The sequence below is a fragment of the Streptomyces sp. L500 genome (genome assembly GCF_054551825.1).
The window spans coordinates 78,958-104,039 of sequence record NZ_JBTOLC010000019.1; the positions used below are offsets into that span (position 1 = coordinate 78,958).

At 73.4% G+C, this 25,082-nt stretch carries 20 protein-coding genes; 14 read left to right on the plus strand and 6 right to left on the minus strand.

What is annotated here, in order from left to right:
- Positions 1 to 16 precede the first annotated feature (16 nt).
- On the minus strand, positions 17 to 739 hold the full coding sequence (locus ACX9I7_RS19180) for a glycerophosphodiester phosphodiesterase (RefSeq protein ID WP_459387994.1): 723 nt from the start codon (positions 737 to 739) through the stop codon (positions 17 to 19).
- A gap of 28 nt (positions 740 to 767) precedes the next feature.
- The gene (locus tag ACX9I7_RS19185; protein WP_459387995.1) at positions 768 to 1,790 is read right to left on the minus strand and encodes an adenosine deaminase; all 1,023 of its coding nucleotides are present in this window, start codon (positions 1,788 to 1,790) and stop codon (positions 768 to 770) included.
- A 128-nt stretch (positions 1,791 to 1,918) separates the two neighbouring features.
- Here ACX9I7_RS19185 and ACX9I7_RS19190 point away from each other — a divergent pair, with 128 nt between their 5' ends.
- Positions 1,919 to 2,947: a DUF4190 domain-containing protein gene (locus tag ACX9I7_RS19190; RefSeq protein ID WP_459387996.1), complete on the plus strand. Its 1,029-nt coding sequence runs from the start codon at positions 1,919 to 1,921 to the stop codon at positions 2,945 to 2,947.
- Here ACX9I7_RS19190 and ACX9I7_RS19195 read toward each other — a convergent pair.
- Positions 2,890 to 3,507, minus strand: a complete 618-nt coding sequence (locus ACX9I7_RS19195; protein WP_387565596.1) for an NADAR family protein — start codon at positions 3,505 to 3,507, stop codon at positions 2,890 to 2,892. The two genes, ACX9I7_RS19190 and ACX9I7_RS19195, sit on opposite strands and share 58 nt — an antisense overlap.
- Positions 3,508 to 3,865: 358 nt before the next feature.
- Here ACX9I7_RS19195 and ACX9I7_RS19200 point away from each other — a divergent pair, with 358 nt between their 5' ends.
- From ACX9I7_RS19200 to ACX9I7_RS19215, 4 genes are read left to right on the plus strand one after another with little or no spacing between them, the layout of a single operon-like run.
- Positions 3,866 to 5,068 (plus strand): ABC transporter ATP-binding protein, encoded by a 1,203-nt coding sequence (locus ACX9I7_RS19200; RefSeq protein ID WP_387565593.1) that lies wholly within the window; start codon positions 3,866 to 3,868, stop codon positions 5,066 to 5,068.
- Complete coding sequence (locus tag ACX9I7_RS19205; protein ID WP_387567255.1) at positions 5,068 to 5,997, plus strand: ABC transporter permease; 930 nt, start codon at positions 5,068 to 5,070, stop codon at positions 5,995 to 5,997. Before ACX9I7_RS19200 ends, ACX9I7_RS19205 begins: the two co-directional genes overlap by 1 nt.
- Positions 5,997 to 6,803 carry an ABC transporter permease gene (locus tag ACX9I7_RS19210; RefSeq protein WP_358630477.1) on the plus strand — a complete coding sequence of 269 codons (807 nt, stop codon included), beginning with the start codon at positions 5,997 to 5,999 and terminating at the stop codon, positions 6,801 to 6,803. Before ACX9I7_RS19205 ends, ACX9I7_RS19210 begins: the two co-directional genes overlap by 1 nt.
- A 5-nt stretch (positions 6,804 to 6,808) precedes the next feature.
- A complete protein-coding gene (locus tag ACX9I7_RS19215) occupies positions 6,809 to 8,218 on the plus strand; it encodes an NAD(P)/FAD-dependent oxidoreductase (RefSeq protein WP_459387997.1) in 1,410 nt (469 codons plus the stop codon).
- Positions 8,219 to 8,268: 50 nt separating this feature from the next.
- On the opposite strand, the gene ACX9I7_RS19220 is transcribed toward ACX9I7_RS19215, so the two are convergent.
- Together ACX9I7_RS19220 and gabT are read right to left on the minus strand one after the other, a co-directional pair.
- Positions 8,269 to 8,853, minus strand: coding sequence for a phosphatase PAP2 family protein (locus ACX9I7_RS19220; protein WP_459387998.1), 585 nt, complete (start codon positions 8,851 to 8,853; stop codon positions 8,269 to 8,271).
- Positions 8,854 to 9,212: 359 nt separating this feature from the next.
- Positions 9,213 to 10,565: a 4-aminobutyrate--2-oxoglutarate transaminase gene (gene gabT, locus ACX9I7_RS19225; protein WP_189451059.1), complete on the minus strand. Its 1,353-nt coding sequence runs from the start codon at positions 10,563 to 10,565 to the stop codon at positions 9,213 to 9,215.
- A gap of 356 nt (positions 10,566 to 10,921) precedes the next feature.
- Here gabT and ACX9I7_RS19230 point away from each other — a divergent pair, with 356 nt between their 5' ends.
- From ACX9I7_RS19230 to ACX9I7_RS19270, 9 genes are all read left to right on the plus strand, one after another.
- A complete protein-coding gene (locus tag ACX9I7_RS19230) occupies positions 10,922 to 12,988 on the plus strand; it encodes a type IV secretory system conjugative DNA transfer family protein (RefSeq protein WP_459387999.1) in 2,067 nt (688 codons plus the stop codon).
- Between the two features lie 207 nt (positions 12,989 to 13,195).
- Positions 13,196 to 14,800: a PucR family transcriptional regulator gene (locus ACX9I7_RS19235; RefSeq protein ID WP_459388000.1), complete on the plus strand. Its 1,605-nt coding sequence runs from the start codon at positions 13,196 to 13,198 to the stop codon at positions 14,798 to 14,800.
- Between the two features lie 126 nt (positions 14,801 to 14,926).
- Positions 14,927 to 16,372, plus strand: coding sequence for an aldehyde dehydrogenase family protein (locus tag ACX9I7_RS19240; RefSeq protein WP_189451054.1), 1,446 nt, complete (start codon positions 14,927 to 14,929; stop codon positions 16,370 to 16,372).
- A 173-nt stretch (positions 16,373 to 16,545) separates the two neighbouring features.
- Positions 16,546 to 18,480: an acyl-CoA dehydrogenase family protein gene (locus ACX9I7_RS19245; RefSeq protein WP_459388001.1), complete on the plus strand. Its 1,935-nt coding sequence runs from the start codon at positions 16,546 to 16,548 to the stop codon at positions 18,478 to 18,480.
- A gap of 76 nt (positions 18,481 to 18,556) precedes the next feature.
- Entirely contained in the window at positions 18,557 to 19,831 is a 1,275-nt protein-coding gene (gene dxr / locus ACX9I7_RS19250) for a 1-deoxy-D-xylulose-5-phosphate reductoisomerase (protein WP_189451050.1), read from the plus strand.
- Positions 19,828 to 21,129 carry a M50 family metallopeptidase gene (locus tag ACX9I7_RS19255; protein ID WP_189451048.1) on the plus strand — a complete coding sequence of 434 codons (1,302 nt, stop codon included), beginning with the start codon at positions 19,828 to 19,830 and terminating at the stop codon, positions 21,127 to 21,129. Before dxr ends, ACX9I7_RS19255 begins: the two co-directional genes overlap by 4 nt.
- 126 nt (positions 21,130 to 21,255) lie before the next feature.
- Entirely contained in the window at positions 21,256 to 22,413 is a 1,158-nt protein-coding gene (gene ispG, locus ACX9I7_RS19260; RefSeq protein ID WP_459388002.1) for a flavodoxin-dependent (E)-4-hydroxy-3-methylbut-2-enyl-diphosphate synthase, read from the plus strand.
- A gap of 153 nt (positions 22,414 to 22,566) precedes the next feature.
- The gene (locus tag ACX9I7_RS19265) at positions 22,567 to 23,412 is read left to right on the plus strand and encodes a GNAT family N-acetyltransferase (protein WP_387565571.1); all 846 of its coding nucleotides are present in this window, start codon (positions 22,567 to 22,569) and stop codon (positions 23,410 to 23,412) included.
- 35 nt (positions 23,413 to 23,447) lie between these two features.
- Complete coding sequence (locus ACX9I7_RS19270; RefSeq protein WP_358630451.1) at positions 23,448 to 23,981, plus strand: GNAT family N-acetyltransferase; 534 nt, start codon at positions 23,448 to 23,450, stop codon at positions 23,979 to 23,981.
- Positions 23,982 to 24,108: 127 nt separating this feature from the next.
- On the opposite strand, the gene ACX9I7_RS19275 is transcribed toward ACX9I7_RS19270, so the two are convergent.
- Entirely contained in the window at positions 24,109 to 25,047 is a 939-nt protein-coding gene (locus ACX9I7_RS19275; RefSeq protein WP_459388003.1) for an aminoglycoside phosphotransferase family protein, read from the minus strand.
- Between the last annotated feature and the right edge of the window lie 35 nt (positions 25,048 to 25,082).

Below are 25,082 nucleotides of genomic sequence, written 5' to 3' on the forward strand. Positions count from 1 at the left end.
CCGGGTTTCCGAGCCTTCAGGCCGGCGGCGGGAGCAGCGAGCGCAGGGCGCGCACGCGGTTGGTGGTGATCGAGTCCACGCCCGCGCGCAGCAGCCGGCGCATGGCCCACCGGGTGTCGGCGGTCCAGGCCGACACCAGGAAGCCCGCGGCGTGGTCGCGGGCGACGAGCTCCTCGCTCACCAGCCCGAAGCGGTAGTTGAGCCAGTGCGGGCGCACCTCGGCGAGCAGCGCGGGGCGCGGCGGGGCGAGCGTGGTCCACGTCATCGCGATCTCGGCGTCCGCGTCCGCCCGCCGCACGGCGAGCATGGCGGCGGGGGAGCCGCAGTAGTAGACCCGGTCCCGGGCGCCGGCGGAGCGGACCTCGGCGACGGCCGCGCCCGCGGCGGACGGGTCCGGCAGGTCGACGAACAGCCGCGCCCCGTGGTCCCGCGCCGTCGCGTCGAGCGCCTCGGCGAGCGTCGGCACCCCGCCCCCGGTCAGCCCGCGCAGCTCGGCCGCCGACAGCGCGCCCAGCGCCCGCTCGTGGCCCCACAGCCGGCCCAGCGTCGCGTCGTGCAGCAGGACCGGCACCCCGTCGGCGGTCAGCCGGACGTCGATCTCCACTGCGGCCGCGCCCGCCCCCAGCGCGGAGCGGATCGAGGGCAGGGTGTTCTCGCGGTGGACGTACGGATCGCCGCGGTGGGCGACGGCGACGCAGGCGGCCGGGGTGCGCGGGGCGGCGGAGTCCGTGGAGACCATGGGCCTCATTGTGCCGGTGCCGGGCGCGTCAGCCGCGCCAGGCGGCGGTGTACGCGTCGATCTCGGCGGCCAGCGCGGCCTTGCCCGCCGGGTCCATGAAGGACGCCTCCACGGCGTTCCGGGCGAGCGCCGCGACGCCCCGGGCGTCCAGGTCCAGCAGTCGGGCGGCGACCGCGTACTCGGTGTTGAGGTCCGTGCCGAACATGGGCGGGTCGTCGCTGTTGATCGTCACCAGCACACCGGCCGCGACCATCTCCTTGACGGGGTGCCGCTCCAGGTCGGTCACCGCGCGGGTGGCCAGGTTGGAGGTGGGGCAGACCTCCAGCGGGATGCGGTGCTCGGCCAGGTGGGCCAGCAGCCTCGGGTCCTGGGTGGCGCTGGTGCCGTGGCCGACGCGCTCGGCGCGCAGCTCGGTGAGGGCGTCCCAGATCGTCCGGGGCCCGGTGGTCTCGCCGGCGTGCGGCACGCTGTGGAGGCCGGCGGCGATCGCCCGGTCGAAGTAGGGCTTGAACTGCGGCCGGGGCACCCCGATCTCGGGGCCGCCGAGACCGAACGAGACCAGGCCGTCGGCGCCCAGGTCGCAGGCGATCCGGGCGGTCTCCTCGGCCGCCTCCAGGCCCGCCTCACCGGGGATGTCGAAGCACCAGCGCAGCACCACGCCCAGCTCCGACTCGGCGGCCTTGCGGGCGTCCTCGATGGCCTCCAGGAAGGCGACGTCGGGGATGCCGCGCTTGGTGGAGCTGTAGGGGGTGACGGTCAGCTCGGCGTAGCGGATGTTCTGCCGGGCCATGTCACGGGCGACCTCGAAGGTCAGCAGCCGGACGTCCTCGGCGTCGCGGATCAGGTCGACGACGGAGAGGTAGACCTGGACGAAGTGCGCGAAGTCACGGAAGGTGAAGAAGTCGGCGAGCGCCTCGGGGTCCGTGGGCACGGGGGAGTCGGGGTGCCGGGCCGCCAGCTCGGCGACGATGCGCGGGGAGGCCGACCCCACGTGGTGGACGTGCAACTCCGCTTTGGGGAGCCCTGCGATGAACGAGTCGAGTGGGGACATGCGGGCCTCCAGGGCTGCTCGGGTCGTTCGGTCCGTCCGGGTCAACGGCGTGCCGATCATCGTATGCACGGATGCCGCCGCGGCTGTGCTCAGGCCTTAGCATGACGGGGTATCGAGTGGGGAGGGCCATGCCCGAGAAGGACGACGCGCAGGCGCAGCGGGAGCACCGGGAGGGTGACCCCTGGGCTCCGCCGGAGCGGCGAGTGCCGCTCGACAAGCCCGGCACCCCGCCGGTGCCGCCGCCCGCGGGGCCCGTTCCCGGACAGGCCGTTCCCGGCCCGTCCGTCTCCGGCGAGGCCGCCCACGGACAGGCCGTTCCCCGACAGTCCGCTCCCGGACTGCCTGTTGACGGGCCTGCCGCCGGTGCCTCCGCCGCGCCGCCCCCGCCGGAGCCGGCCGACGGGATCCCCGCCACGCTGCCTGCCCCGGGACCGACCGCAGGGCCTCCCGTGACACCGGCCGCGTCGCCCATGCCACCGATGGCACCGGCCGCCCCGGAGCCGGGTGCCATGCCGCCCGTGTCCTCGGGGCAGGGCTCCGTGCCGCTCGCGCCCCCGGAGGGGGGCGTGCCGCCCGTGCCGCTCGCGCCTACTGGGCCGGGCACCCCGGGTGGGTATCCGCCGGGGCCGTACGGCTACCCGCAGGCCGGTGTTCCGCCGCAGGCGGGGGCACCCTATGGCGTGCCGGGTGCGGCCGGGCCGTACGTCCAGGGTCCCTACGGGCAGACCGCCTACGGCACCGGCCACTACGGCTGGGGCGCACCGGGCTACGGGCAGGGCTGGCCGCACGCGGGGCGGGTGCCCAACAACGGGCTCGGCGTGGCCTCCCTCGTGCTCGGCATCCTCGGCGTGCTGACGTGCTGGACCATCGTCTTCGGCGTCGTCATCGGGGTGATGGCGATCGTCTTCGGGGCGATCGGCCGGGCCAAGGCCAACACCGGTGAGGCGAACAACGGCGGCCAGGCACTGGCCGGGCTGATCCTGGGCGGCGTGGCGCTGCTGCTGACGGCGGCGATGCTCGTCGTCTTCATCACGCTCGGGGTGCGCGGGGGCACCGACCCGGCCGGGGACGACAACCCCGACGACGCCACCTACGGCGCCTATATGGCGGTGCCGCCCGGCCCCGCGGGGCCGCTGGTTCCCGCCGCCAGCCGCTGACGCGCCTCCATCAGGGCGAAGCCCAGCAGATTGAGCCCGTCCCAGCGGGCCGGATCCCCGGCCCGCTCGTCGTCGGCGGCCAGGCCGATGCCCCACACCCGGTCGAGCGGGCTCGCCTCCACCAGCACCCGGCCCCCGGTGCCCAGCAGATACTCCCTCAGCTCCGGGTGCTGCCCGAACTTGTGCGCGCTGCCCTCGACGACCAGGGCGAAGCGGTGGCGACGCCACACCTCCTCGTCGAAGCCGCGCACCGCCCGGCCCGCGTCCTTGGCCTGCTTGGGATGGCCCGCCGCGAGCGCCCGGGCCTCGGCCTCCGCGTCCCCGAACAGCCGCGCCTTGCCGGCCATCATCCAGTGCTCGGCCGTCGCGTAGACCGTCCCGTCCACCGTGAACGGCGACGGCCACCACTGGCTGAAGCAGCCGGGCCCCACCGAGCCGTCCCGGCGCGGCCGGTGCCCCCAGAAATACACGTACTTCGGCCGCTCACCACGAGCCACGGCAGCCGTCAGCTCCTCGACCGAGCGCGGCCCGTCGGCGACATCCGCACCTGACGTGATCATGTTGTTTCCTCCCCGTTCCCTACCCGTACCAGTGTGGCGACGGCCACTGACAACGGCCCCGCGCGGGGCAGGGCGGCCACCGCGAGGGCCGCACCGAATCCGTCGTCCCGTCAAATCATGGCGACGGAATCCCTTGTCGCAAGCCGATTGATCTGCCAGGATCGGCAACCTGTCCCGTGGGAACCACACCCGCCCCGATGTCTGGGCCCGGTGAGGAGTGCGCGATGGACCGACGATCCGGCACCGCGAGAGCCCGTCGAGAGCCCGCGCACGGCATGGCCCGTATGAGACCACACCGCATCGTGTGTCACTGTTACGTGTTCTGCGTCCTCCCCACGACCCCCCTGGACCCACGACCATGACGGCTTTCGCCACGACAGGCAGCAACGGCACCGACGTCCGCCTCACCGGCATCAGCAAGGCGTACGGCGACGTCACCGCCGTGCACCCGCTCGACCTCTCCGTGCCCGCGGGCTCTTTCTTCGCCCTGCTCGGCGCCTCCGGCTGCGGCAAGACCACCACGCTGCGCATGATCGCCGGCCTGGAGGAGCCCACCACCGGCACCGTCGAGCTCGGCGGCCGGGACGTCACCGCGCTGCCCCCGTACAAGCGGCCCGTCAACACCGTCTTCCAGAGCTACGCGCTCTTCCCCCACCTGGACATCTACGAGAACGTCGCCTTCGGCCTGCGCCGGCGCGGCGTGAAGTCCGTCCGTAAACAGGTCGACGAGATGCTCGACCTCGTCCAGCTCGGCGACTACGCCCGCCGCAAGCCCCAGCAGCTCTCCGGCGGCCAGCAGCAGCGCGTCGCCGTCGCCCGCGCGCTGATCAACCACCCGGACGTCCTCCTCCTCGACGAGCCCCTCGGCGCCCTGGACCTCAAGCTGCGCCGCCAGATGCAGCTGGAGCTCAAGCGCATCCAGACCGAGGTCGGCATCACGTTCATCCACGTCACGCACGACCAGGAGGAGGCCATGACCATGGCCGACACGGTCGCCGTCATGAACGCCGGACGCGTCGAGCAGATGGGCGCCCCCGCCGAGCTCTACGAGACCCCGCGCACCACCTTCGTGGCCAACTTCCTCGGCACGTCCAACCTCATCACCGCCGACGTCGTCGGCACCGCGAGCGACGACGTCCTTCTGCGGGTCTCCGATACCAAACTCACCCTTCCGGGGACACGATGTACAGCCGGCGCCCGTGTGGGCGGGAAGCTGCTGGTCGGCATACGGCCGGAGAAGATCACGCTCACCCACGCCGACGACGCAGGGACCATCCCCGACGGCCGTAACCGCCTCACCGGGCGCATCGCCCAGTCCAGCTTCATCGGTGTCTCCACCCAGTACCTGGTCGACAGCCCGGCCGCGCCCGGCCTGTCCGTCTACGAGCAGAACATCGAGCGCGACCCGCGCCTCGTCCCCGGCGCCGACGTCGTCCTGCACTGGAACCCCGACCACGGCTTCGGCCTGGACGCGAACCAGGCCGTGTCCGCCGGAAAGCTGGGCGACGCCGGCACGGACGTCGTCGAGCTCGGCACCGACGCGCGAGAGGCGGGCACGTGATGATGACGACCGCCACCGACCACCCTCCCGCACCCCCGGCCGACGGCGCCCTCCACAAGGCCGTCCTCCGCAGGAAGCGCGTCCCCTACTGGCTGCTGCTCCCCGGAGTCCTCTGGCTGCTCGTCTTCTTCGCGGCCCCCCTGGTCTACCAGGCCTCGACCTCCGTACAGACCGGTTCCCTCGAAGAGGGCTTCAAGGTCACCTGGCACTTCGCCACCTACTGGAACGCGCTGACCGAGTACTACCCGCAGTTCCTGCGCTCCGTCGCCTACTCCGCGACCGCCACCGCGCTCTGCCTCCTGCTGGGCTACCCGCTCGCCTACCTCATCGCGTTCCGCGCGGGCCGCTGGCGCCACGTCCTGATGGTGCTCGTCATCGCGCCGTTCTTCACCAGCTTCCTGATCCGCACCCTCGCCTGGAAGACGATCCTCTCCGACGGCGGCCCCGTCGTCCGCGCCCTCGACGCGCTGCACGTCCTCGCCGTCACCGACGCGCTGGGCGTGACCGAGGGCCACCGTGTGCTCGCCACCCCGCTCGCCGTGGTCTGCGGGCTGACCTACAACTTCCTGCCGTTCATGATCCTGCCGCTCTACACCTCGCTCGAACGCATCGACAGCCGCCTCCACGAGGCCGCCGGCGACCTCTACGCCCGGCCGCTCACCACCTTCCGCAAGGTGACCCTCCCGCTGTCCATGCCGGGCGTCGTCGCCGGCACCCTGCTGACGTTCATCCCCGCCACGGGCGACTACATCAACGCCGAACTGCTGGGCTCCACCGACCAGAAGATGATCGGCAACGTCATCCAGTCCCAGTTCCTGCGCGTCCTCGACTACCCGACGGCCGCCGCCCTGTCGTTCCTCCTCATGGCCGTGATCCTCACCATGGTCACCGTCTACATCCGCAAGTCCGGGACGGAGGAACTGGTCTGATGGCACTTCTGAACCGCCTCGCGCGCGGACTGCGCCGCAACCTGGTCGTGATCGCCGGGCTGGCCACCCTCGCCTTCCTGATGCTGCCCAACGTCGTGGTGACGGTCTTCTCGTTCAACAAGCCGAACGGCCGCTTCAACTACCAGTGGCAGCGCTTCTCCACCGACGCCTGGACCCACCCCTGCGGCGTCGCCGACCTGTGCGGCTCGCTCTCGCTGAGCCTGTGGATCGCCCTGTGGGCCACCGTCGGCGCCACCCTGCTGGGCACCGCCATCGCCTTCGCGCTCGCCCGCTACCGCTTCCGGGCCCGCTCCTCGGCCGGCACCCTCGTCTTCCTGCCGATGGCCATGCCCGAGGTCGTCATGGCGGCCTCCCTGGCGACCCTCTTCCTCAACATGGGCGTCAGCTTCGGCTTCTGGACCATCCTCATCGCCCACATCACGTTCTGCCTGAGCTTCGTGGTCACCGCCGTCAAGGCCCGCGTGATGAGCATGGACCCGCGCCTCGAACAGGCCGCCCAGGACCTCTACGCCACCCCCTGGCAGACCTTCCGCAAGGTCACCCTGCCCATCGCCGCCCCCGGCATCGTCGCCGGAGCGCTGCTCTCCTTCGCGCTCTCGTTCGACGACTTCATCATCACCAACTTCAACGCCGGTTCGACCGTCACCTTCCCCATGTACGTCTGGGGATCCGCGCAACGGGGCACACCCGTCCAGATCAATGTCATCGGAACGGCGATGTTCGCCATCGCCGTGCTGTGCGTCCTCGTCGGCCAGCTCGTCGGGAGACGCCCGCGAAGGAGCTGAGAACCATGGCCGTCGCCGCCATGAACCCCACGAAAGCGCTCTCCGACGCAACTCCCCGTCCCTACTGGCTCGACGACCCCTCCCGGCCGGAGGCGCTCCCCGCGCTCGTCGGCGACGAGCACTGCGACCTGCTCGTCGTCGGCGGCGGCTACTCCGGCCTGTGGACCGCGCTCCTGGCCAAGGAGCGCGACCCCGGCCGGGACGTCGTCCTCATCGAGGCCGAGCGGACCGGCTGGGCCGCCTCCGGACGCAACGGCGGCTTCTGCGCCGCCTCCCTCACCCACGGCTGGGCCAACGGCCACGCCCGCTGGCCCGCCGAGCTCCGCACGCTGGAGGAGCTCGGCCACCGCAACCTCGATGGCATCGAGGCCACCCTCGCCCGCCACGGCATCGACTGCGACTTCGAGCGCACCGGCGAGATCGACGTGGCCACCGCACCCCACCAGGTCCAGGAGCTCCGCGAGGCCGCCGGGCGGGCGACGGCCCTCGGCGTCACCGGCCACACCTTCCTCGACCGCGACGCCGTGCGCGCCGAGGCCGACTCCCCGACCTTCCTCGCCGGCCTGTGGAACCGCACCGGCGTCGCCATGCTCCACCCCGCCAGGCTCGCCTGGGGCCTCCGGCGCGCCTGCCTCGGCCTCGGCGTGCGGATCTACGAGTACACCCCCGGCACCGAGTTGTCCTCCCGCCGTGCCTCCCTGGCCGTCCGCACCCCCTACGGCCGGGTCTTCGCCCGCCACGCCGCGCTCGGCACCAACGCCTTCCCCTCGCTGGTCAGACGGCTCCGCCCGTACATCGCCCCCGTCTACGACTACGCGCTGATGACCGAGCCGCTCACCGAGGAGCAGCTGGCCTCCGTCGGCTGGCGCCGCCGCCAGGGGCTCAGCGACAGCGCCAACCACTTCCACTACTTCCGGCTGACGGCGGACAACCGCGTGCTGTGGGGCGGCTACGACATCGTCTACCGCTACGGCGGCGGCGTGCGGGCCGAGTACGACCACCACCCGGCCACCTATCGGCGCCTCGCCGAGCACTTCTTCCGCTGCTTCCCGCAGCTGGAGGGGGTGCGCTTCTCGCACGCCTGGGGCGGTGCCATCGACACCTGCTCGCGTTTCTCCGCCTTCTTCGGCACCGCGCACGGTGGTCGCGTCGCCTACGCGCTGGGGTTCACGGGCCTCGGCGTCGGCGCGACGCGCTTCGGCGCGGACGTCATGCTGGACCTGCTCTCCGGGGCGCGCACCGAGCGCACAGAGCTGGAGATGGTGCGCAGCAGACCGCTGCCGTTCCCGCCGGAGCCGGTGCGGTCGGTGGGGATCGGCATCACGCAGTGGGCCATGACGCGGGCCGACCGCGACGGCCGCCGCAACGTCTGGCTGCGGGCGATGGACAGGCTGGGCCTGGGCTTCGACAGCTGAGCGCTCTGCTCGCGGTCATGCGACTGCGGGCCGTCAGTGGCTGGTCGCGCTCACGCGGCGGTAGCCGCATATCGACACAGTCCCGCGCCCCTTCGGGGCGCCTGCACCCACAGCACGACCCCGGCCAGGCACCACGCCCCGACCACGTCCAGCGGCCAGTGATACCCCTGCCGCACCAACCCGACGCCCACCCCGACGTTGAGCAGCACATAAGGCGCCACCCACCACCACGTACGGAACAGAAGAAGCGCCGCCGCCCCATAGGCCACCGCCGCCGTCGCAGCGTGCCCCGACGGGAAGAACCCGTCGTGCGGCCCGGACCCCATCGCCGGCGGCCCCGCCCGCCCGATCCACCACTTCAGCGGGACGACAAGCAAGGGCACCGCCACCATCGCCAGGGCGGCGGCCACCGGAGGCCGCCACCGCCGCCCGCGCACGGCGGAAAAGGCGACGGCCGCCAGGAGCACCGGCACCGCCACCACCGTGTTGCCCAGATCGGCCAGCAGCTCGGCGAGCCCCGACGGCACGGCGCCGGCGTCCACGACCGTGCGTCCCAGTCGCTCGTCGAGAGCGCGCAGCGGCCCGTGCGCGGCGACCTGCCAGGTGACGAGGGCGAACAGGAGGACGCACACCACCGGGAGCGCGTACGCCGACGGCCCCGGAACAGGGGGGGAAGTTCCAGGGCCGCCGGTCCGTCCGGTGGACCGCGCGCCCCGGGGGGTATGGGGCGGGCGACCGTCCGATCGGTGAGGATGTCCGGAGCCGAGGGCTCCGGTGTTGTGCGCGAAGGCACGGCCGGGCCGGCGCTGGGGAAGCGACGGTACGGCGTCGTCCGCAGTCCCCTGCGAACGGGGTGTTTCACTCATCTGAAGAAACCGTACGGCAGGGATGGGCGATCCGATAGTCGGATCACCCGTCCACCACCCGCCCCGCACAGGTTCTTCACCGGCTCACAACCGGCTCGCAGGGAGCCCACGGCGGGCTCACAGCCGGGTCACAGACCCGCGAACGCGCCCTCGATGATGTCGAGGCCCTCGTTGAGCAGGTCCTCGCCGATGACCAGCGGCGGCAGGAAGCGCAGCACGTTGCCGTAGGTGCCGCAGGTGAGGACCAGCAGGCCCTCGGCGTGGCAGGCCTTGGCGAGCGCGCCGGCGGCCGCCGGGTTCGGCTCCTTGGTCGCCGGGTCCTTGACCAGCTCGATCGCGATCATCGCGCCGCGGCCGCGGATGTCGCCGATGACCGGGAACTTCTCCTGCATGGCGGTGAGGCGGCCCTTCATGACCTCCTCGATGCGCTTGGCCTTCCCGTTGAGGTCCAGCTCGCGCATGGTCTCGATGGCGCCCAGGGCACCGGCGCAGGCCACCGGGTTGCCGCCGTAGGTGCCGCCCAGGCCGCCCGCGTGCGGCGCGTCCATGATCTCGGCGCGGCCGGTGACGGCGGCCAGCGGCAGACCGCCCGCGATGCCCTTGGCGGTGGTGATCAGGTCCGGGACGATGCCCTCGTCCTCACAGGCGAACCACTGGCCGGTGCGGCAGAAGCCGGACTGGATCTCGTCGGCGACGAAGACGATGCCGTTGTCGTTGGCGAACTTCACGATCGCCGGGAGGAAGCCCTTGGCCGGCTCGATGAAGCCGCCCTCGCCCAGCACCGGCTCGATGATGATCGCGGCGACGTTCTCGGCGCCGATCTGCTTGGTGATCTGGTCGATGGCCTGGGCGGCGGCCTCGGGGCCGCAGTTCTCCGGGCCGGTCGGCCAGCGGTAGCCGTACGCCACCGGCACACGGTAGACCTCGGGCGCGAACGGGCCGAAGCCGTGCTTGTACGGCATGTTCTTGGCGGTGAGCGCCATCGTCAGGTTGGTGCGGCCGTGGTAGCCGTGGTCGAAGACGACGACGGCCTGGCGCTTGGTGTACGCACGGGCGATCTTGACGGCGTTCTCGACGGCCTCGGCGCCCGAGTTGAACAGCGCGGACTTCTTGGCGTGGTCGCCCGGGGTCAGCTCGGCGAGCTGCTCGCAGACCTCCACGTAACCCTCGTAGGGGGTCACCATGAAACAGGTGTGGGTGAAGTCGGCGAGCTGCGCGGCGGCGCGGCGCACCACGGCCTCGGCGCTGGCGCCGACCGAGGTCACGGCGATGCCGGAGCCGAAGTCGATCAGGCGGTTGCCGTCGACGTCCTCGATGACGCCGCCGCCCGCGCGCGCGGTGAACACCGGCAGGACGGAGCCCACACCGCCCGCGACCGCGTCGAGGCGGCGGGCCTGGAGCTCGAGCGACTTGGGGCCGGGGATCGCGGTGACGACGCGGCGCTCCTGGGGGAGGGCGGCGCCTCCGGACAGTTCGGTCATGACGAGCTCCAGGGGGAAAGTACGGGCTTTTGGTCGCAGGCTAGGTGCGGCGGCCGGGGCGCGGCATGTTCCGATCGGGAGAAGTGCGCGCGTCCGGTTGTCCGTATCGGACATGGTGTCCCACTAGATTGGGCCGGTCGGAGACTTCAGGCACGCGCGGCGCGACGGCCGGCTGGGGGCGAGGGGCAGTGAGGGACACCGAGGAGACCACGGGAGGCGGGCGCGGGACGCCCGGCGCGCGGGGGGGCCGTCCGCCACGCCAGGCGGGCCCGCCCGGGGAGCCGCCGGCGCCGCCGCCCGCCGAACACACGCCGCCGCCCGTCGGGCCGCACGTGCCGCCGCCCGTCGAGTCGGCCGTGCCGCTCGAGTCCGCCGTGCCGCCGCGACCGGACGCCGAGCCCCGGGCCGACGGCGGCGCGGGCGCCCCGTTCCTGTCCTGGCTGCGCACCCCGCGCCCGGACGCCGCGCCCGGCGTGTGGACGTTCGGCCACCGGCCCAGGCCGCCGGAGGAGCCCGACCGGATCCCCGGCCGGCAGTTGCTCAGCAGCGCGGTGATCTCCCTGCTGTGCGGCTGGCTGCTGTGGTCCCTGCTGTGGAACGGCTACCTCGGCCACTACTGGATCTGGCCGCTGTTCGCGCTGACGCCCGACTCCTGGCGGGAGGAGGGCATGCTCGCCGTCTGGGTCGTCTACGGCTACTACACGCTGGTCGGACTCGTCCTCCTCGTCGTCTTCGGCCGCCTCGGCCGCTGGCCCCAGGTGTGGCGCCGCTGGGCCGTGCCCGCCCTGCGCCGCCTGTGGGACGACTCCGGTGACGCGGCGCCCACCGCTCCCGCCGCGCCGGGCGAGGACCCCGCCGAGTGGCCCCGGCTGCGCGCCTCGGGGGCGGGCGCCGCCGCCGACCGGCTCGCGGCGGAGGCCAGGGCCGGGCTGATGAACGACGTCGACCACGCCCGCATCGGGCGCGCCTGGGAGGCCGCGCGCGTCCGGCCCGACCGGCTGGCCGCCTTCACCGACGCCGTCGTCAAGCACGGCGCCGCCGCCTGCGCCCACCCCTCCGGGGCCCGCGACCTGCCCGCACGCGCCGCCGTCCACGACCTCGTCACCCGCCAGGTCCGCATCGGCACCGCCACCGACGACGAGCGCAACCCCTACGACCACCGGGGCGCCGGCGCGGCCCTCGACCCCACGCTGCTGGGCACCTCCCTGCTCGCCGTCGGGCCGCCCGGCTGCGGCAAGTCCGCGCGGCTGGTGCGGCCCGTCCTCGAATCGCTGTGCCTGCAGGCGCTCGCCGGGCGCACGGCGGTCGTCGCCGTCGCGGCGGCGGGAGCCGGGCTCGCCCCCGACGACGCCTTCGACGTCGTGGTCCGGATCGGCCGCCCCGACTCCGCCTACGACCTCGACCTGTACGGCGGCACGGACGATCCCGACGAGGCCGCCGCCGTCCTCGCCGAGGGCCTCGTCGGCGACATCGTCGCCGGTCTCCCCGGCGGCGACGGCCGCCGGGCCGCCACCGCCCTCGCCCAGCTCCTCGGCCCGTTCCGGGCCGCCCACGGCCGCTTCCCGGCCGTCCCCGAGCTGCGCGACCTCCTCGACGGCTCCGCCGCCGCGACCGGCGCGCTGCGCGCCGCCCTCACGGCACGCGGACAGGACGCGCTCGTCCGCGAACTGGACGCCCGCGAGCGCCAGGCGGGACGGCCCGGCGACCCCGGGCCGCTCCTCTCCGACCGGCTCGCCCTCCTCGACCGGCCCGCCTTCGCCGGCTTCTTCGACACCACCCGCAGCGGGCGGGCCTTCTCCCTGCGGACGCTCGAACACCCGCTGCGCGTCCGGATCGACCTGCCCGAGCGCGGCCACGCCGAGGCGTCCCGGATGCTCGCCCGGCTGATCCTCGCCCAGTTCACCGAGTGCGCCGCCGGCCGCGCCGACCGCTCGCTGTTCGCCTGCCTCGTCCTCGACGACGCCACCCACACCGTCACCCCCGAGTCCGTGCGCGGCCTGGCGCGGCTGCGCTCCGCCCACGCCGGGGCCGTGCTCACCCTGCGCACCCTCGACGACGTACCCGAGGCGCTGCGCAGCGCCCTGCTGGGCTCCGTCGGCTGCCGGATGGCCTTCTCCGGGGTGACCACCTGGGACGGGGCGCGTTTCGCGGAGGTCTGGGGCAAGGAATGGGTGGAGACCCGCGACGTCACCGACCGGCAGGTCATCGCCCACGAGCCGCTCACGCGCGTCACCCATGTCGTTCGCCGGGTGATCACGGGTCGGGCCGTCACCGCCCAGTCCGTGACGGTCCGCAAGGTGGAGCGGGAGCGCTGGTCCGCCTCCGAGCTGGCCCACGGCGTGCCCGCCGGGCACGCGGTGCTGTCCGTGACGTCGGTGCGGGGCGGCAGCGCGCCCCCCGTCCTGATCGACCTGGAGCGTTGAGCGCTCCGCTGGATTTCCGGCTTGTCATCCGCGGGCGCGTTGTGGCCGGTCGCGCCCACGCGGCGGTAGCCGCGTATCGGCACTGTCCCGCGCCCCTTCGGGGCGCCACCGGGTTTCCGCTTTCTGCGCAATGCTCCACTGAGGCAGAATCGGTCAGGGCCGTTCATACGGGACGGCACCTCCCCGCACCGCCCGTCCGAAGGTTCCATGCCCCTCACGCTCGCCTCTCTGGTCAACCACTCCGCGCTCAGGCTCACCGTGCTCGCCGGGGCGGAGCGGCTGGACACGCCCGTCCGCTGGGCGCACGTCAGCGAGCTCGCCGACCCCGTGCCGTGGATGGACGGCGGGGAACTGCTGCTGATCACCGCGATGAAGATCGACGCGGCGGACCGGGAGGAGATGCGGCGGTACGTGCGCCGCCTGGTCCGCGCCGGGGTCGTGGGGCTCGGCTTCGCCGTCGGGGTGAACTACGACGAGGTGCCCGGCGCCCTCGTCGAGGCGGCCGCCGAGGAGGGCCTGCCGCTGCTGGAGGTGCCCCGCCGCACCCCCTTCCTCGCCATCACCAAGGCCGTCTCGGCGGCGGCCGCCGCCGACCAGTACCACGCGGTCACGGCGGGCTTCGAGGCCCAGCGCGAGCTGACCCGCGCCGCCCTCGCCCCCGAGGGCCCCGCCGCCCTCCTCGCCCGGCTCGCCGCCCACCTCGGCGGGTGGGCCGCGCTCTACGACGCCTCCGGCGCCGTCGTCGCCGCCGCGCCCCCGTGGGCGGCCCGCCGCGCGGCCCGGCTCGGCCCCGACGTGAAACGGCTGCGGGAGCGGCCCGCGCCCGCCAGCGCCGTCCTCGGCCCGGACGCCGCCGGGGCGGAGGGCGGCGACCGCGTCGAGCTCCAGTCCCTCGGCTCCGGCCGCCGCACGCGCGGCGTCCTCGCCGTGGGCACGGACGCGCCGCTGGGCACCGCCGGGCGCTACGCCGTCAACTCCGCCGTCGCCCTCCTGACCCTGACCACCGAGCGCTCGCGCGCCCTGCAGGACGCGGAGGCGCGGCTGGGCGCGGCGGTGCTGCGGATGCTGCTCGCCGACGAGCCGGGCCACGCGCGGGCGGTCGCGGGGGAGCTGTACGGGGCGCTGCTGGACGAGCCCTTCCGGATGCTGGTGGCGGAGGCCGCCGACACCGGCCCGGAGGGCGAGCTCGGCACGCTCGCCGACACCGCCGAGACCGCGGCGAGCCGGGCGGCCGAGCCGGTGCTCGTCGTACCGGAGGGCGAGCGCGTCGTCGTCCTCGCCCGGGACGGCGGGGCGGCCGTGGCGGCGTGCGTCGCGTACGCCCGTACGGTCGAGGCGCGGCGGGGAGCCGCCGCCGCGGAGCGGGACGGGGGCGCGGAGCCCGGCGTGGCCGTCGGCCTCTCGGCGCCCGCCGGCCCGGCGGGCGCCGGGACCGCCTTCCACCAGGCGGAAGCGGCCCTGTCCGTCGCCCGCCGCCGGGGTCGCGCCCTCGTCGAGCACGAGGAGGTCGCGACCGGCTCGGTCGTGCCGCTGCTCGCCGACGACGCGGTGCGGGCCTTCGCGGACGGGCTGCTGCGCGCCCTCCACGAGCACGACGCCACCGGGCGCGGCGACCTGGTCGCCTCCCTGCGCGCCTGGCTCGCCCGCCACGGCCAGTGGGACGCGGCCGCCGCCGACCTGGGCGTCCACCGGCACACACTGCGCTACCGGATGCGGCGGGTGGAGGAGATCCTGGGGCGGTCGCTGGACGATCCGGACGTGCGGATGGAGCTCTGGCTGGCGCTGAAGGCGACGACGGGGCCGTCGCACTAGCCGAACCCACCCCGCCACAGTGGCGCACCGCCATCCCCCCGCGCTCCACCACGGACAAACGACCAGCGCGCGCCGCGCGCCTACGGTGAGGGAGCCCCAAGTCATCCGCACCCCCGGAGGAAACCCGTGACCGCTCCCATCGCGTTCTGGCTGGCCGGCCGTGAGGCCACCGGCGAGGAGACCTTCGACGTCACGAACTCCTGGGACGGCCGTCTCGTCGGCACCGTGAGCGTGCCGACCGAGGCGCAGGTCGAGGAGGCCGTGGCCGCCGCGCACGCCGTGCGCGACGAGTTCGCGGCCACGCCCGCGCACGTCCGCACCGCCGCCCTCGACCACGTCGCCAAGCGGCTCGCCGAGCGCACCGAGGAGATCGCCCAGCTGATCTCCGCCGAGAACGGCAAGCCCATCAAGTGGGCCCGCGGCGAGGTCGGCCGTGCCGTCTCCGTGTTCCGCTGGGCCGCCGAGGAGGCCCGCCGCTTCAACGCCGGCGAGGCCCAGCGCCTGGACACCGACGCCGGCGGCACCGGCCGCCTCGCCCTGACCCGCCGCGTCCCGCGCGGCACGGTCCTCGGCATCGCGCCCTTCAACTTCCCGCTCAACCTGAGCGCCCACAAGGTCGCCCCGGCCATCGCCGTCGGCGCCCCCATCATCCTCAAGCCCGCCCCGGCCACCCCGATCTCCTCCCTCGTCCTGGGCGAGATCCTGGCCGAGACGGACCTGCCCGCCGGTTCCTGGAGCGTCCTGCCGGTCCCGAACGACCGGATGCCCGCCCTCGTGAAGGACGAGCGCCTGCCCGTCATCTCCTTCACCGGCTCCGGCCCGGTCGGCTGGTCGATCCTCGACTCCGTGCCCCGCAAGCACGTCACCCTGGAGCTGGGCGGCAACGGCGCGGCCGTCGTCCTCGCCGACTGGTCGTCCGAGGCCGACCTGGACTGGGCGGCGCAGCGCGTCGCCACCTTCTCCAACTACCAGGGCGGCCAGTCCTGCATCTCCGTGCAGCGCGTCATCGCCGACGCCTCGCTGTACGAGCGGCTGCTGCCGAAGGTCGTCGCGGCCGTCGAGGCGCAGGTGACGGGCGACCCGTCCGACGCGTCCACCGACGTCGGCCCGCTGGTCAGCGAGGACGCCGCCAAGCGCGTCGAGTCCTGGGTGGACGAGGCCGTCGCGGCGGGCGCCACGCTGCTCACCGGTGGCAAGCGCGACGGCGCGACCTACGCCCCGACCGTGCTCGCCGACGTCCCCGCCGGCGTCACGATCGCCTGCGAGGAGGTCTTCGGCCCGGTCCTGACCATCTCGAAGGCCGAGGGCGAGGACGCGGCGTTCGCGGCCGTCAACGACTCCCCGTACGGCCTCCAGGCCGGTGTGTTCACCCACGACCTGCAGACCGCCTTCCGCGCCCATCGGGCGCTGGAGGTCGGCGGCGTGGTCATCGGCGACGTGCCGTCCTACCGCGCCGACCAGATGCCGTACGGCGGCGCCAAGCAGTCCGGCGTCGGCCGCGAGGGCGTGCGGTACGCGATGGACGACTACACCTACGAGCGGGTGCTCGTGCTCACCGGCCTCGACCTCTGAGACCTCCGAGACATCGAGAAGACGGGTCGGCCGTCCCCCGCCCGGGGGACGGCCGACCCGTCTTGCGCGGGGGCTGGTAGAGCGGGTCCGGATCGGGTAGGTACATACGGACGAGTAGCACCGGTCGGTAGTCGACCGGACTTTTCGACCCGACTCACGCGGTGAGGTGCCAGATGACCGCACCATCCGTACGACCGGTCTCCGAGCGCGAGGCGCGCCAGGTCGCCGAAGCGGCGCGCGAGCAGGACTGGAAGAAGCCCAGTTTCGCCAAGGAGCTCTTCCTCGGCCGGTTCCGGCTCGATCTGATCCATCCGCATCCCACCCCCGCGCCGGACGACGTCCGGCGGGGCGAGGAGTTCCTCGGCAAGCTCCGGGAATTCTGCGAGACGCGGATCGACGGCGCGCGCATCGAGCGCGAGGCGAAGATCCCCGACGAGACGGTGGGCGGGCTCAAGGAGCTCGGCGCCTTCGGCATGAAGATCGACATCAAGTACGGCGGCCTCGGGCTCAACCACGTCTACTACAACAAGGCCCTGGCCCTCGTGGGCTCCGCGAGCCCCGTCGTCGGCGCGCTGCTCTCCGCGCACCAGTCGATCGGCGTGCCCCAGCCGCTGAAGCTGTTCGGCACGCAGGAGCAGAAGGAGAAGTTCCTGCCGCGCTGCGCGCGCACGGACATCACCGCCTTCCTGCTGACCGAGCCGGACGTGGGCTCCGACCCGGCCCGGCTGGCCACGAGCGCCGTGCCCGACGGCGACGGCTACGTCCTCGACGGCGTGAAGCTGTGGACGACCAACGGCGTCGTCGCCGACCTGCTCGTCGTGATGGCGCGGGTGCCGAAGAGCGAGGGCCACCGGGGCGGCATCACCGCCTTCGTCGTCGAGGCGGCCGCCGAGGGCGTCACCGTGGAGAACCGCAACGCCTTCATGGGCCTGCGCGGCATCGAGAACGGCGTCACCCGCTTCCACCAGGTGCGGGTGCCCGCCGCGAACCGGATCGGCCCCGAGGGCGCCGGCCTGAAGATCGCGCTGACCACCCTCAACACCGGCCGGCTGTCCATCCCGGCCATGTGCGCGTCCAGCGGCAAGTGGGCGCTGAAGATCGCCCGCGAGTGGTCCTCGGCCCGGGAGCAGTGGGGCAAGCCCATCGCCAAGCACGAGGCCGTCGGCTCGAAGATCTCCTTCATCGCGGCGACCACCTTCGCCCTGGAGGCGATCGTCGACCTGTCCGGCCAGATGGCCGACGAGGAGCGCAACGACATCCGCATCGAGGCCGCCCTCGCCAAGCTCTACGCCAGCGAGATGGCCTGGCTGATGACGGACGAGCTGGTCCAGATCCGCGGCGGCCGGGGCTACGAGAGCGCCGACTCGCTCGCCGCCCGGGGCGAGCGCGCCGTCCCCGCCGAGCAGATGCTGCGCGACTCGCGCATCAACCGGATCTTCGAGGGCTCCACGGAGATCATGCACCTGCTGATCGCCCGCGAGGCCGTCGACGCCCACCTGTCCGTGGCCGGCGACCTCATCGACCCGGACAAGTCCCTGGGCGACAAGGCCCGGGCCGGCGCCCGGGCCGGCGGCTTCTACGCCCGCTGGCTGCCCAAGCTCGTCGCGGGCCCCGGAGCGCTGCCGCGCACGTACTCCGAGTTCCACCCGGCCGGTCACCGCGACCTCTCCGGCCATCTGCGGTACGTCGAGCGGTCCTCGCGCAAGCTCGCCCGCTCCACCTTCTACGCCATGTCCCGCTGGCAGGGCCGCATGGAGACCAAGCAGGGCTTCCTCGGCCGGATCGTCGACATCGGCGCCGAGCTCTTCGCGATGAGCGCCGCCTGCGTCCGCGCCGAGCACCTGCGGCTGCGCGGCGAGCACGGCGGCGAGGCGTACCAGCTCGCCGACGCCTTCTGCCGGCAGTCCCGCATCCGGGTGGAGGAGCTCTTCCGGCGGCTGTGGACCAACACCGACGACCTCGACCGCAAGGTCGTCTCCGGGGTGCTGGCGGGCTCGTACGAGTGGCTGGAGAGCGGCATCGTCGACCCCAGCGGCGAGGGCCCCTGGATCGCCGACGCCACCCCCGGCCCCTCCAAGGCGGAGAACGTCCACCGCCCGATCCGCTGACGGGTACCGGGCCGATTGCGCCGTACCGCCGGACGCCCCTGTCGGAGCGCACCGGCGGTACGGCCACAATGGGGGGATGACGGACTGCCTCGCTGACCCCCACCTGCGTTACTCCGCTCCCGGCCGCGATCACGACGGCCCGCGCGAGATCGTGATCCTCGGCTCGACCGGCTCGATCGGCACCCAGGCCATCGACCTGGTGCTGCGCAACCCCGAGCGGTTCACCGTGACCGCGCTGTCCGCCGCCGGCGGGCGGGTGGACCTCCTGGCGGAGCAGGCGCACAGACTGCGGGTCCGCACGGTGGCCGTCGCACGGGCGGACAAGGCGCCCGCGCTGCGCGAGGCGCTGGCCGCCCGCTACGGCACCGAGCCGCTGCCGGAGATCCTGGCGGGCCCGGACGCGGCCACCGAGGTGGCCCGGAGCGAGTGCCACACGGTCCTCAACGGCATCACCGGCTCCATCGGCCTGGCCCCCACCCTCGCCGCCCTGGAGGCGGGCCGCACCCTGGCCCTGGCCAACAAGGAGTCGCTGATCGTCGGCGGGCCGCTGGTGAAGGCCCTCGCCAAGCCCGGCCAGATCATCCCGGTCGACTCCGAGCACGCCGCGCTCTTCCAGGCCCTCCTCGGCGGCACCCGCGCCGAGGTCCGCAAGCTGGTCGTCACGGCCTCCGGCGGCCCCTTCCGCGGCCGGACGAAGGCCGAGCTGGCCGCCGTCACCCCGAAGGACGCCCTGGCCCACCCCACCTGGTCCATGGGCCCGGTGATCACGATCAACTCCGCGACCCTGGTCAACAAGGGCCTGGAGGTCATCGAGGCGCACCTGCTCTACGACATCCCGTTCGAGCGCATCGAGGTCGTCGTCCACCCGCAGTCGTACGTCCACTCGATGGTGGAGTTCACCGACGGCTCCACCCTCGCCCAGGCGACCCCGCCGGACATGCGCGGCCCCATCGCCATCGGCCTGGGCTGGCCCGAACGGGTGCCCGACGCGGCCCCCGCCTTCGACTGGTCCAAGGCATCCACCTGGGAGTTCTTCCCGCTCGACGACGAGGCCTTCCCGTCCGTGGGCCTGGCCCGGCACGTGGGTACGCTCGGCGGGACGGCCCCGGCCGTCTTCAACGCCGCGAACGAGGAGTGCGTCGACGCGTTCCTGAGCGGACATCTGCCGTTCAATGGGATCGTGGACACCGTCGCCGAGGTGGTCGCCGAGCACGGCACCCCCGCCGTGGGAACTCGCCTGACCCTCTCGGACGTCCTGGAGGCGGAGACCTGGGCCCGTGCCCGGGCCCGTGAACTGGCGGCCCGCACGGGCGGCCGTACGGCGAAAGCGACCTCGGAGGCCCGCGCATGACGACACTGATGACGATCCTCGGGATAGTCGTCTTCGTGGTGGGCCTGCTCTTCTCCATCGCCTGGCACGAGCTGGGGCACCTGTCCACGGCGAAGATGTTCGGCATCCGGGTGCCGCAGTACATGGTCGGCTTCGGGCCGACGCTGTGGTCGCGGAAGAAGGGCGAGACCGAGTACGGGGTCAAGGCCATCCCGCTCGGCGGCTACATCCGCATGATCGGCATGTTCCCGCCCGGCGAGGACGGCCGGATCAGCGCCCGCTCCACCTCCCCGTGGCGCGGCATGATCGAGGACGCCCGCTCGGCGGCGTACGAGGAGCTCCAGCCGGGCGACGAGACCCGGATGTTCTACACGCGCAAGCCCTGGAAGCGCGTGATCGTGATGTTCGCCGGACCGTTCATGAACCTGGTCCTGGCCGTCGCGATCTTCCTCGGCGTGATGATGTCCTTCGGCGTCAACACCCAGACGACCACCGTCTCGGCCGTCTCGGACTGCGTGGTCTCCGCCAGCGCCGCCACCGACAAGTGCCCCAAGGGCGCCAAGGACTCACCGGCCAAGGCGGCCGGCCTCCAGCCCAAGGACCGGATCGTCGCCTTCGACGGCCACCGGATCGGTGACTGGACCACCCTCCAGAAGGAGATCCGCAAGACCACCGGACCGGCCACGATCACCGTCGTCCGCGACGGCGCCGAGAAGACCCTCAGCGCCAACCTCATCTCCAACCAGGTGCAGAAGTACGACGGCAAGGGCGCGCCCGTCAAGGGCGAGTACGTCACCGCCGGCTTCCTCGGCTTCACCCCGGCCACGGGCGTCGTCCAGCAGTCCTTCGGCCAGTCCGTCGACCGCATGGGCGACATGGTCCAGTCCGGCGTGGAGTCGCTGATCGCCCTGCCCGGCAAGATCCCGGACCTGTGGAACGCGGCCTTCGACGGCGGCGAGCGCAAGGCGGACTCGCCGATGGGCGTGGTGGGCGCCGCACGGGTGGGCGGCGAGGTGTTCAACCTCGACATCCCGCCGTCGCAGCAGATCGCGACCATGCTCTTCCTGGTCGCCGGCTTCAACCTCTCCCTGTTCCTCTTCAACATGCTGCCGCTGCTCCCGCTGGACGGCGGGCACATCGCGGGCGCGCTGTGGGAGTCGGTCCGGCGGAACGTCGCCAAGGTCTTCCGGCGCCCCGACCCGGGCCCGTTCGACGTGGCGAAGCTGATGCCGGTGGCGTACGTGGTGGCGGGCATCTTCGTCTGCTTCACGCTGCTGGTGCTGATCGCGGACGTGGTCAACCCGGTACGGCTGACGTAGGCGCGGGGGCCCGGGGCGCCGCCCCGGGCCCCGGTGATGTGCTCCGACCGGATCGCGTGCCGTAATCTCGGAGGCGGAGCCCGCCGATCTCGGGACCGTGATTCAAAACTTGGGGTTGCTCGCCAGATGACAGCGATTTCGCTTGGAATGCCGTCCGTTCCGACCAAGCTCGCCGACCGCCGGGTCAGCCGCAAGATCCAGGTCGGCTCCGTGGCCGTCGGCGGCGACGCCCCCGTCTCGGTCCAGTCCATGACGACGACCCGCACCTCCGACATCGGCGCCACCCTCCAGCAGATCGCCGAGCTGACCGCCTCCGGCTGCCAGATCGTCCGCGTCGCCTGCCCGACCCAGGACGACGCCGACGCGCTCGCCGTCATCGCGAAGAAGTCGCAGATCCCGGTCATCGCGGACATCCATTTCCAGCCGAAGTACGTCTTCGCCGCCATCGACGCCGGCTGCGCCGCCGTCCGCGTCAACCCCGGCAACATCAAGCAGTTCGACGACAAGGTCAAGGAGATCGCCAAGGCCGCCGGCGACGCCGGGACCCCGATCCGCATCGGCGTGAACGCCGGCTCGCTGGACCGCCGCCTGCTCCAGAAGTACGGCAAGGCCACCCCCGAGGCGCTGGTCGAGTCCGCCCTGTGGGAGGCGTCCCTCTTCGAGGAGCACGGCTTCCGCGACATCAAGATCTCGGTCAAGCACAACGACCCGGTCGTCATGGTCAACGCCTACCGCCAGCTGGCCGCCCGGTGCGACTACCCGCTGCACCTCGGCGTCACCGAGGCCGGCCCGGCCTTCCAGGGCACGATCAAGTCCGCCGTCGCCTTCGGCGCCCTGCTCTCCGAGGGCATCGGCGACACCATCCGCGTCTCCCTCTCCGCCCCGCCGGCCGAGGAGATCAAGGTCGGCATCCAGATCCTGGAGTCCCTCAACCTCCGCCAGCGCCGCCTGGAGATCGTCTCCTGCCCGTCCTGCGGCCGCGCCCAGGTCGACGTCTACAAGCTGGCCGAGGAGGTCACCGCGGGCCTGGAGGGCATGGAGGTGCCCCTGCGCGTCGCCGTCATGGGCTGCGTCGTCAACGGCCCCGGCGAGGCCCGCGAGGCCGACCTCGGCGTCGCCTCCGGCAACGGCAAGGGCCAGATCTTCGTCAAGGGCGAGGTCATCAAGACCGTCCCCGAGTCGAAGATCGTGGAGACCCTCATCGAGGAGGCGATGAAGATCGCCGAGCAGATGGAGAAGGACGGCGTCGCCTCCGGCGAGCCCACCATCAGCGTCGCGGGCTGACCGCCCGCCTCCCGCCCCGCCCCGCCCGCACACCGGGCGGGGCGGGGCGGCGCCATATCGGCGGCATGGCGGGTACGCGGCGGGACCGGGAGGTACAGTGCCAGGACCTGATTCCCCCGGCCCCGTGCCCGCGACGGTGAGGCATTGCGACACGTGCTGACGACGACCACCACCAGGGTCCTGGAGCCCGGCGACCTCGCCGCCGCCCTCACCGTCCTCGACCGCGACCCCGTGGCCAACGCCTTCGTCGCCGCCCGCGTCAAGGTCGCCGGCCTCGACCCCTGGCGGCTCGGCGGCGAGATGTGGGGCTGGTACGCGGACGGCCGCCTCGCGTCCCTCTGCTACGCCGGCGCCAACCTCGTCCCCATCGGCGCCGGCCCCGAGGCCGTACGGGCCTTCGCCGACCGCGCCCGCCGGTCCGGCCGCCGCTGCTCCTCCATCGTCGGCCCCGCCCCGGCCACGACCGAGCTGTGGAGCCTGCTGGAACCCCACTGGGGCCCCGCCCGCGAGGTCCGCCCCCACCAGCCGCTCATGGTCACCCGGTCCATGCCCGCCGGGATCACGCCCGACCCCCTCGTCCGCCGCGTCCGCAAGGACGAGATGGAGACGATCATGCCCGCGTGCGTGGCCATGTTCACCGAGGAGGTCGGCGTCTCCCCGCTCGCCGGCGACGGCGGCCTGCTCTACCAGGCACGCGTCGCCGAGCTCGTCGGCTCCGGGCGCTCCTTCGCCCGCGTGGAGAACGGCCGCGTCGTCTTCAAGGCCGAGATCGGCGCCGCCACGGACCTCGCCTGCCAGATCCAGGGCGTCTGGGTCGCCCCCGAACACCGCGGCAAGGGGCTCTCCGTGACCGGCATGGCCGCCGTGCTCGGCTACGCGCTGCGCGAGGTCGCCCCCGTGGTGAGCCTCTACGTCAACGACTACAACACCGCCGCGCGCGCCACCTACCGGCGCGTGGGCTTCGAGGAAGTCGGCGCGTTCATGAGCGTGCTGTTCTGATGAGCGGCGTAACCCCGTACGGGTAGCCTCCGGGCATGGATGACATCGTGGTCGGCCCGCTCGACCTGGCCTCCCGGGTGGACGAGGCGCTGGCCGTCCAGGCCCTCGCCTTCGGGCTGACGCCCGAGGAGGTCGACGTCCGGCGCCACATCGTGCTCCGGCACCTCACCTGCCCCGGCGCCCGCGCCCTGGGCGCCACCACCCCCGAGGACCGGCTGGTGGGCTTCGTCTACGGCATGCCCAACGACCGGACGCACTGGTGGTCCACGGTCGTCGAGCCGTATCTGCGCGCCAACGGACTGGACGGCTGGCTGGACGACGCCTTCGTCATCACCGAGCTGCACGTCCACCCCGCCTACCAGAACCGGCGGATCGGCCGGACCCTCATCACAGCGATCACGGCCGGCGCGGAGGAGCCCCGCTCCATCCTCTCCGCCATCGACAAGGAGAGCCCCGCCCGGGCCCTCTACCGCAAGCTCGGCTACCGCGACCTGGCCCGGCACGTGGCCTTCCCGAGCGCGGCGAGCCCGTATGCCGTGATGGGGGCTCCATTGCCCCTGTTGGGGTAGCGACGGACCGGCCGGGGGTCCGGGGGTCGCCCCCGGGTGGGCACAGTCCGAGCGCGGCGAGCCCTTACGCGGTGATGGGCGCTCCGCTGCCGCTGCTGAAGTGAGCCGCGCGCGGGGCGGGGCGGTGTTACAGCAAGTCCGCGAACTCCAGGAGGAGTTCGCCCTGACCCCGCGCGCCCAGCGACAACTCCCGCATCCCGGCGGCCGTCGCCCGGAACACCGTCCACCCGCGCAGCCGGTCCGCGTCGACCTCCAGGGAATCCGCCAGCTTCGTCACCCGCCGCCGCGCCGCGGCCGCCGCGCCCGGCGCCGCCAGCAGCGTGTCGAGCCGGTCGCGCACCAGCCACGCCAGGTCGTACGCCCGCTCGCCCACCAGCGGGCGGGGCGCGATCGCCAGCCACGGCACGCGGTCGGCGGCCAGGACGTTGCCCTGGTGGTACTCGCCGTGCAGCAGCACCGGCGGCTCCGCCGGGGCGTCGGCCGTCAGGCCGTCCCGCAGTCCGACGGCCTCGTCGAGCAGCTCCCGGGCGTCCGCCGCCCACGGGAGCTCGCGCCACGCGCGCAGCGCCTCGGCCAGCGCCGCCGAGTGGTCGGTCACGGTGGGGAGGGGGTGCCCCCCGGCGGGCGGTGCCACCCACAGCCGCTGGAGCGTCGCCGCCGCCTCCAGCTGCGCCTTCTGCTCCGCCAGCGAGCGCAGGCTGACGTCGGCGTGCAGCCGCTCCAGGAGCAGCGCCCCGCCCTCGGCGTCCACGCGCAGCGGGCGGACGGCCGAGCGGCCGTCCCAGTGGGCGAGCGCGGCGTGCTCGGCGGCGGTCGTGCCGCCGGGCGGGCAGAGCTTGAGCGCGGCGGGGGTGCCGTCGGCCTGCCGGACGAGGACGACCATGCTGGTGCGCCCGCCGGGACACTGCACCCGTTCGGGTGTCAGCTCCCAGCGCGTCAGCCACTCCCGGGCGATGTCCGGGAGGTCCGTGAGCCACCGGCGGGCGGCCTCGTCGGCGGCGGGGTCCGCGCTCAGGGTCCGAACCAGCCGCTGCGGCGGTTCGAGGCGGTCGTTGGTGATGGCCATCCCTGAGCGTTCCCTTTCCTGGCTTCTCTTCCGGG

Excerpts from the sequence above, each read along its gene's own strand:
- ACX9I7_RS19180 (WP_459387994.1), bottom strand. The coding sequence starts at position 739 with ATGGTCTCCACGGACTCCGCCGCCCCGCGCACCCCGGCCGCCTGCGTC.
- ACX9I7_RS19185 (WP_459387995.1), bottom strand. The coding sequence starts at position 1,790 with ATGTCCCCACTCGACTCGTTCATCGCAGGGCTCCCCAAAGCGGAGTTG.
- ACX9I7_RS19190 (WP_459387996.1), top strand. The coding sequence starts at position 1,919 with ATGCCCGAGAAGGACGACGCGCAGGCGCAGCGGGAGCACCGGGAGGGT.
- ACX9I7_RS19195 (WP_387565596.1), bottom strand. The coding sequence starts at position 3,507 with ATGATCACGTCAGGTGCGGATGTCGCCGACGGGCCGCGCTCGGTCGAG.
- ACX9I7_RS19200 (WP_387565593.1), top strand. The coding sequence starts at position 3,866 with ATGACGGCTTTCGCCACGACAGGCAGCAACGGCACCGACGTCCGCCTC.
- ACX9I7_RS19205 (WP_387567255.1), top strand. The coding sequence starts at position 5,068 with ATGATGACGACCGCCACCGACCACCCTCCCGCACCCCCGGCCGACGGC.
- ACX9I7_RS19210 (WP_358630477.1), top strand. The coding sequence starts at position 5,997 with ATGGCACTTCTGAACCGCCTCGCGCGCGGACTGCGCCGCAACCTGGTC.
- ACX9I7_RS19215 (WP_459387997.1), top strand. The coding sequence starts at position 6,809 with ATGGCCGTCGCCGCCATGAACCCCACGAAAGCGCTCTCCGACGCAACT.
- gabT (WP_189451059.1), bottom strand. The coding sequence starts at position 10,565 with ATGACCGAACTGTCCGGAGGCGCCGCCCTCCCCCAGGAGCGCCGCGTC.
- ACX9I7_RS19235 (WP_459388000.1), top strand. The coding sequence starts at position 13,196 with ATGCCCCTCACGCTCGCCTCTCTGGTCAACCACTCCGCGCTCAGGCTC.
- ACX9I7_RS19245 (WP_459388001.1), top strand. The coding sequence starts at position 16,546 with ATGACCGCACCATCCGTACGACCGGTCTCCGAGCGCGAGGCGCGCCAG.
- dxr (WP_189451050.1), top strand. The coding sequence starts at position 18,557 with ATGACGGACTGCCTCGCTGACCCCCACCTGCGTTACTCCGCTCCCGGC.
- ACX9I7_RS19255 (WP_189451048.1), top strand. The coding sequence starts at position 19,828 with ATGACGACACTGATGACGATCCTCGGGATAGTCGTCTTCGTGGTGGGC.
- ispG (WP_459388002.1), top strand. The coding sequence starts at position 21,256 with ATGACAGCGATTTCGCTTGGAATGCCGTCCGTTCCGACCAAGCTCGCC.
- ACX9I7_RS19270 (WP_358630451.1), top strand. The coding sequence starts at position 23,448 with ATGGATGACATCGTGGTCGGCCCGCTCGACCTGGCCTCCCGGGTGGAC.
- ACX9I7_RS19275 (WP_459388003.1), bottom strand. The coding sequence starts at position 25,047 with ATGGCCATCACCAACGACCGCCTCGAACCGCCGCAGCGGCTGGTTCGG.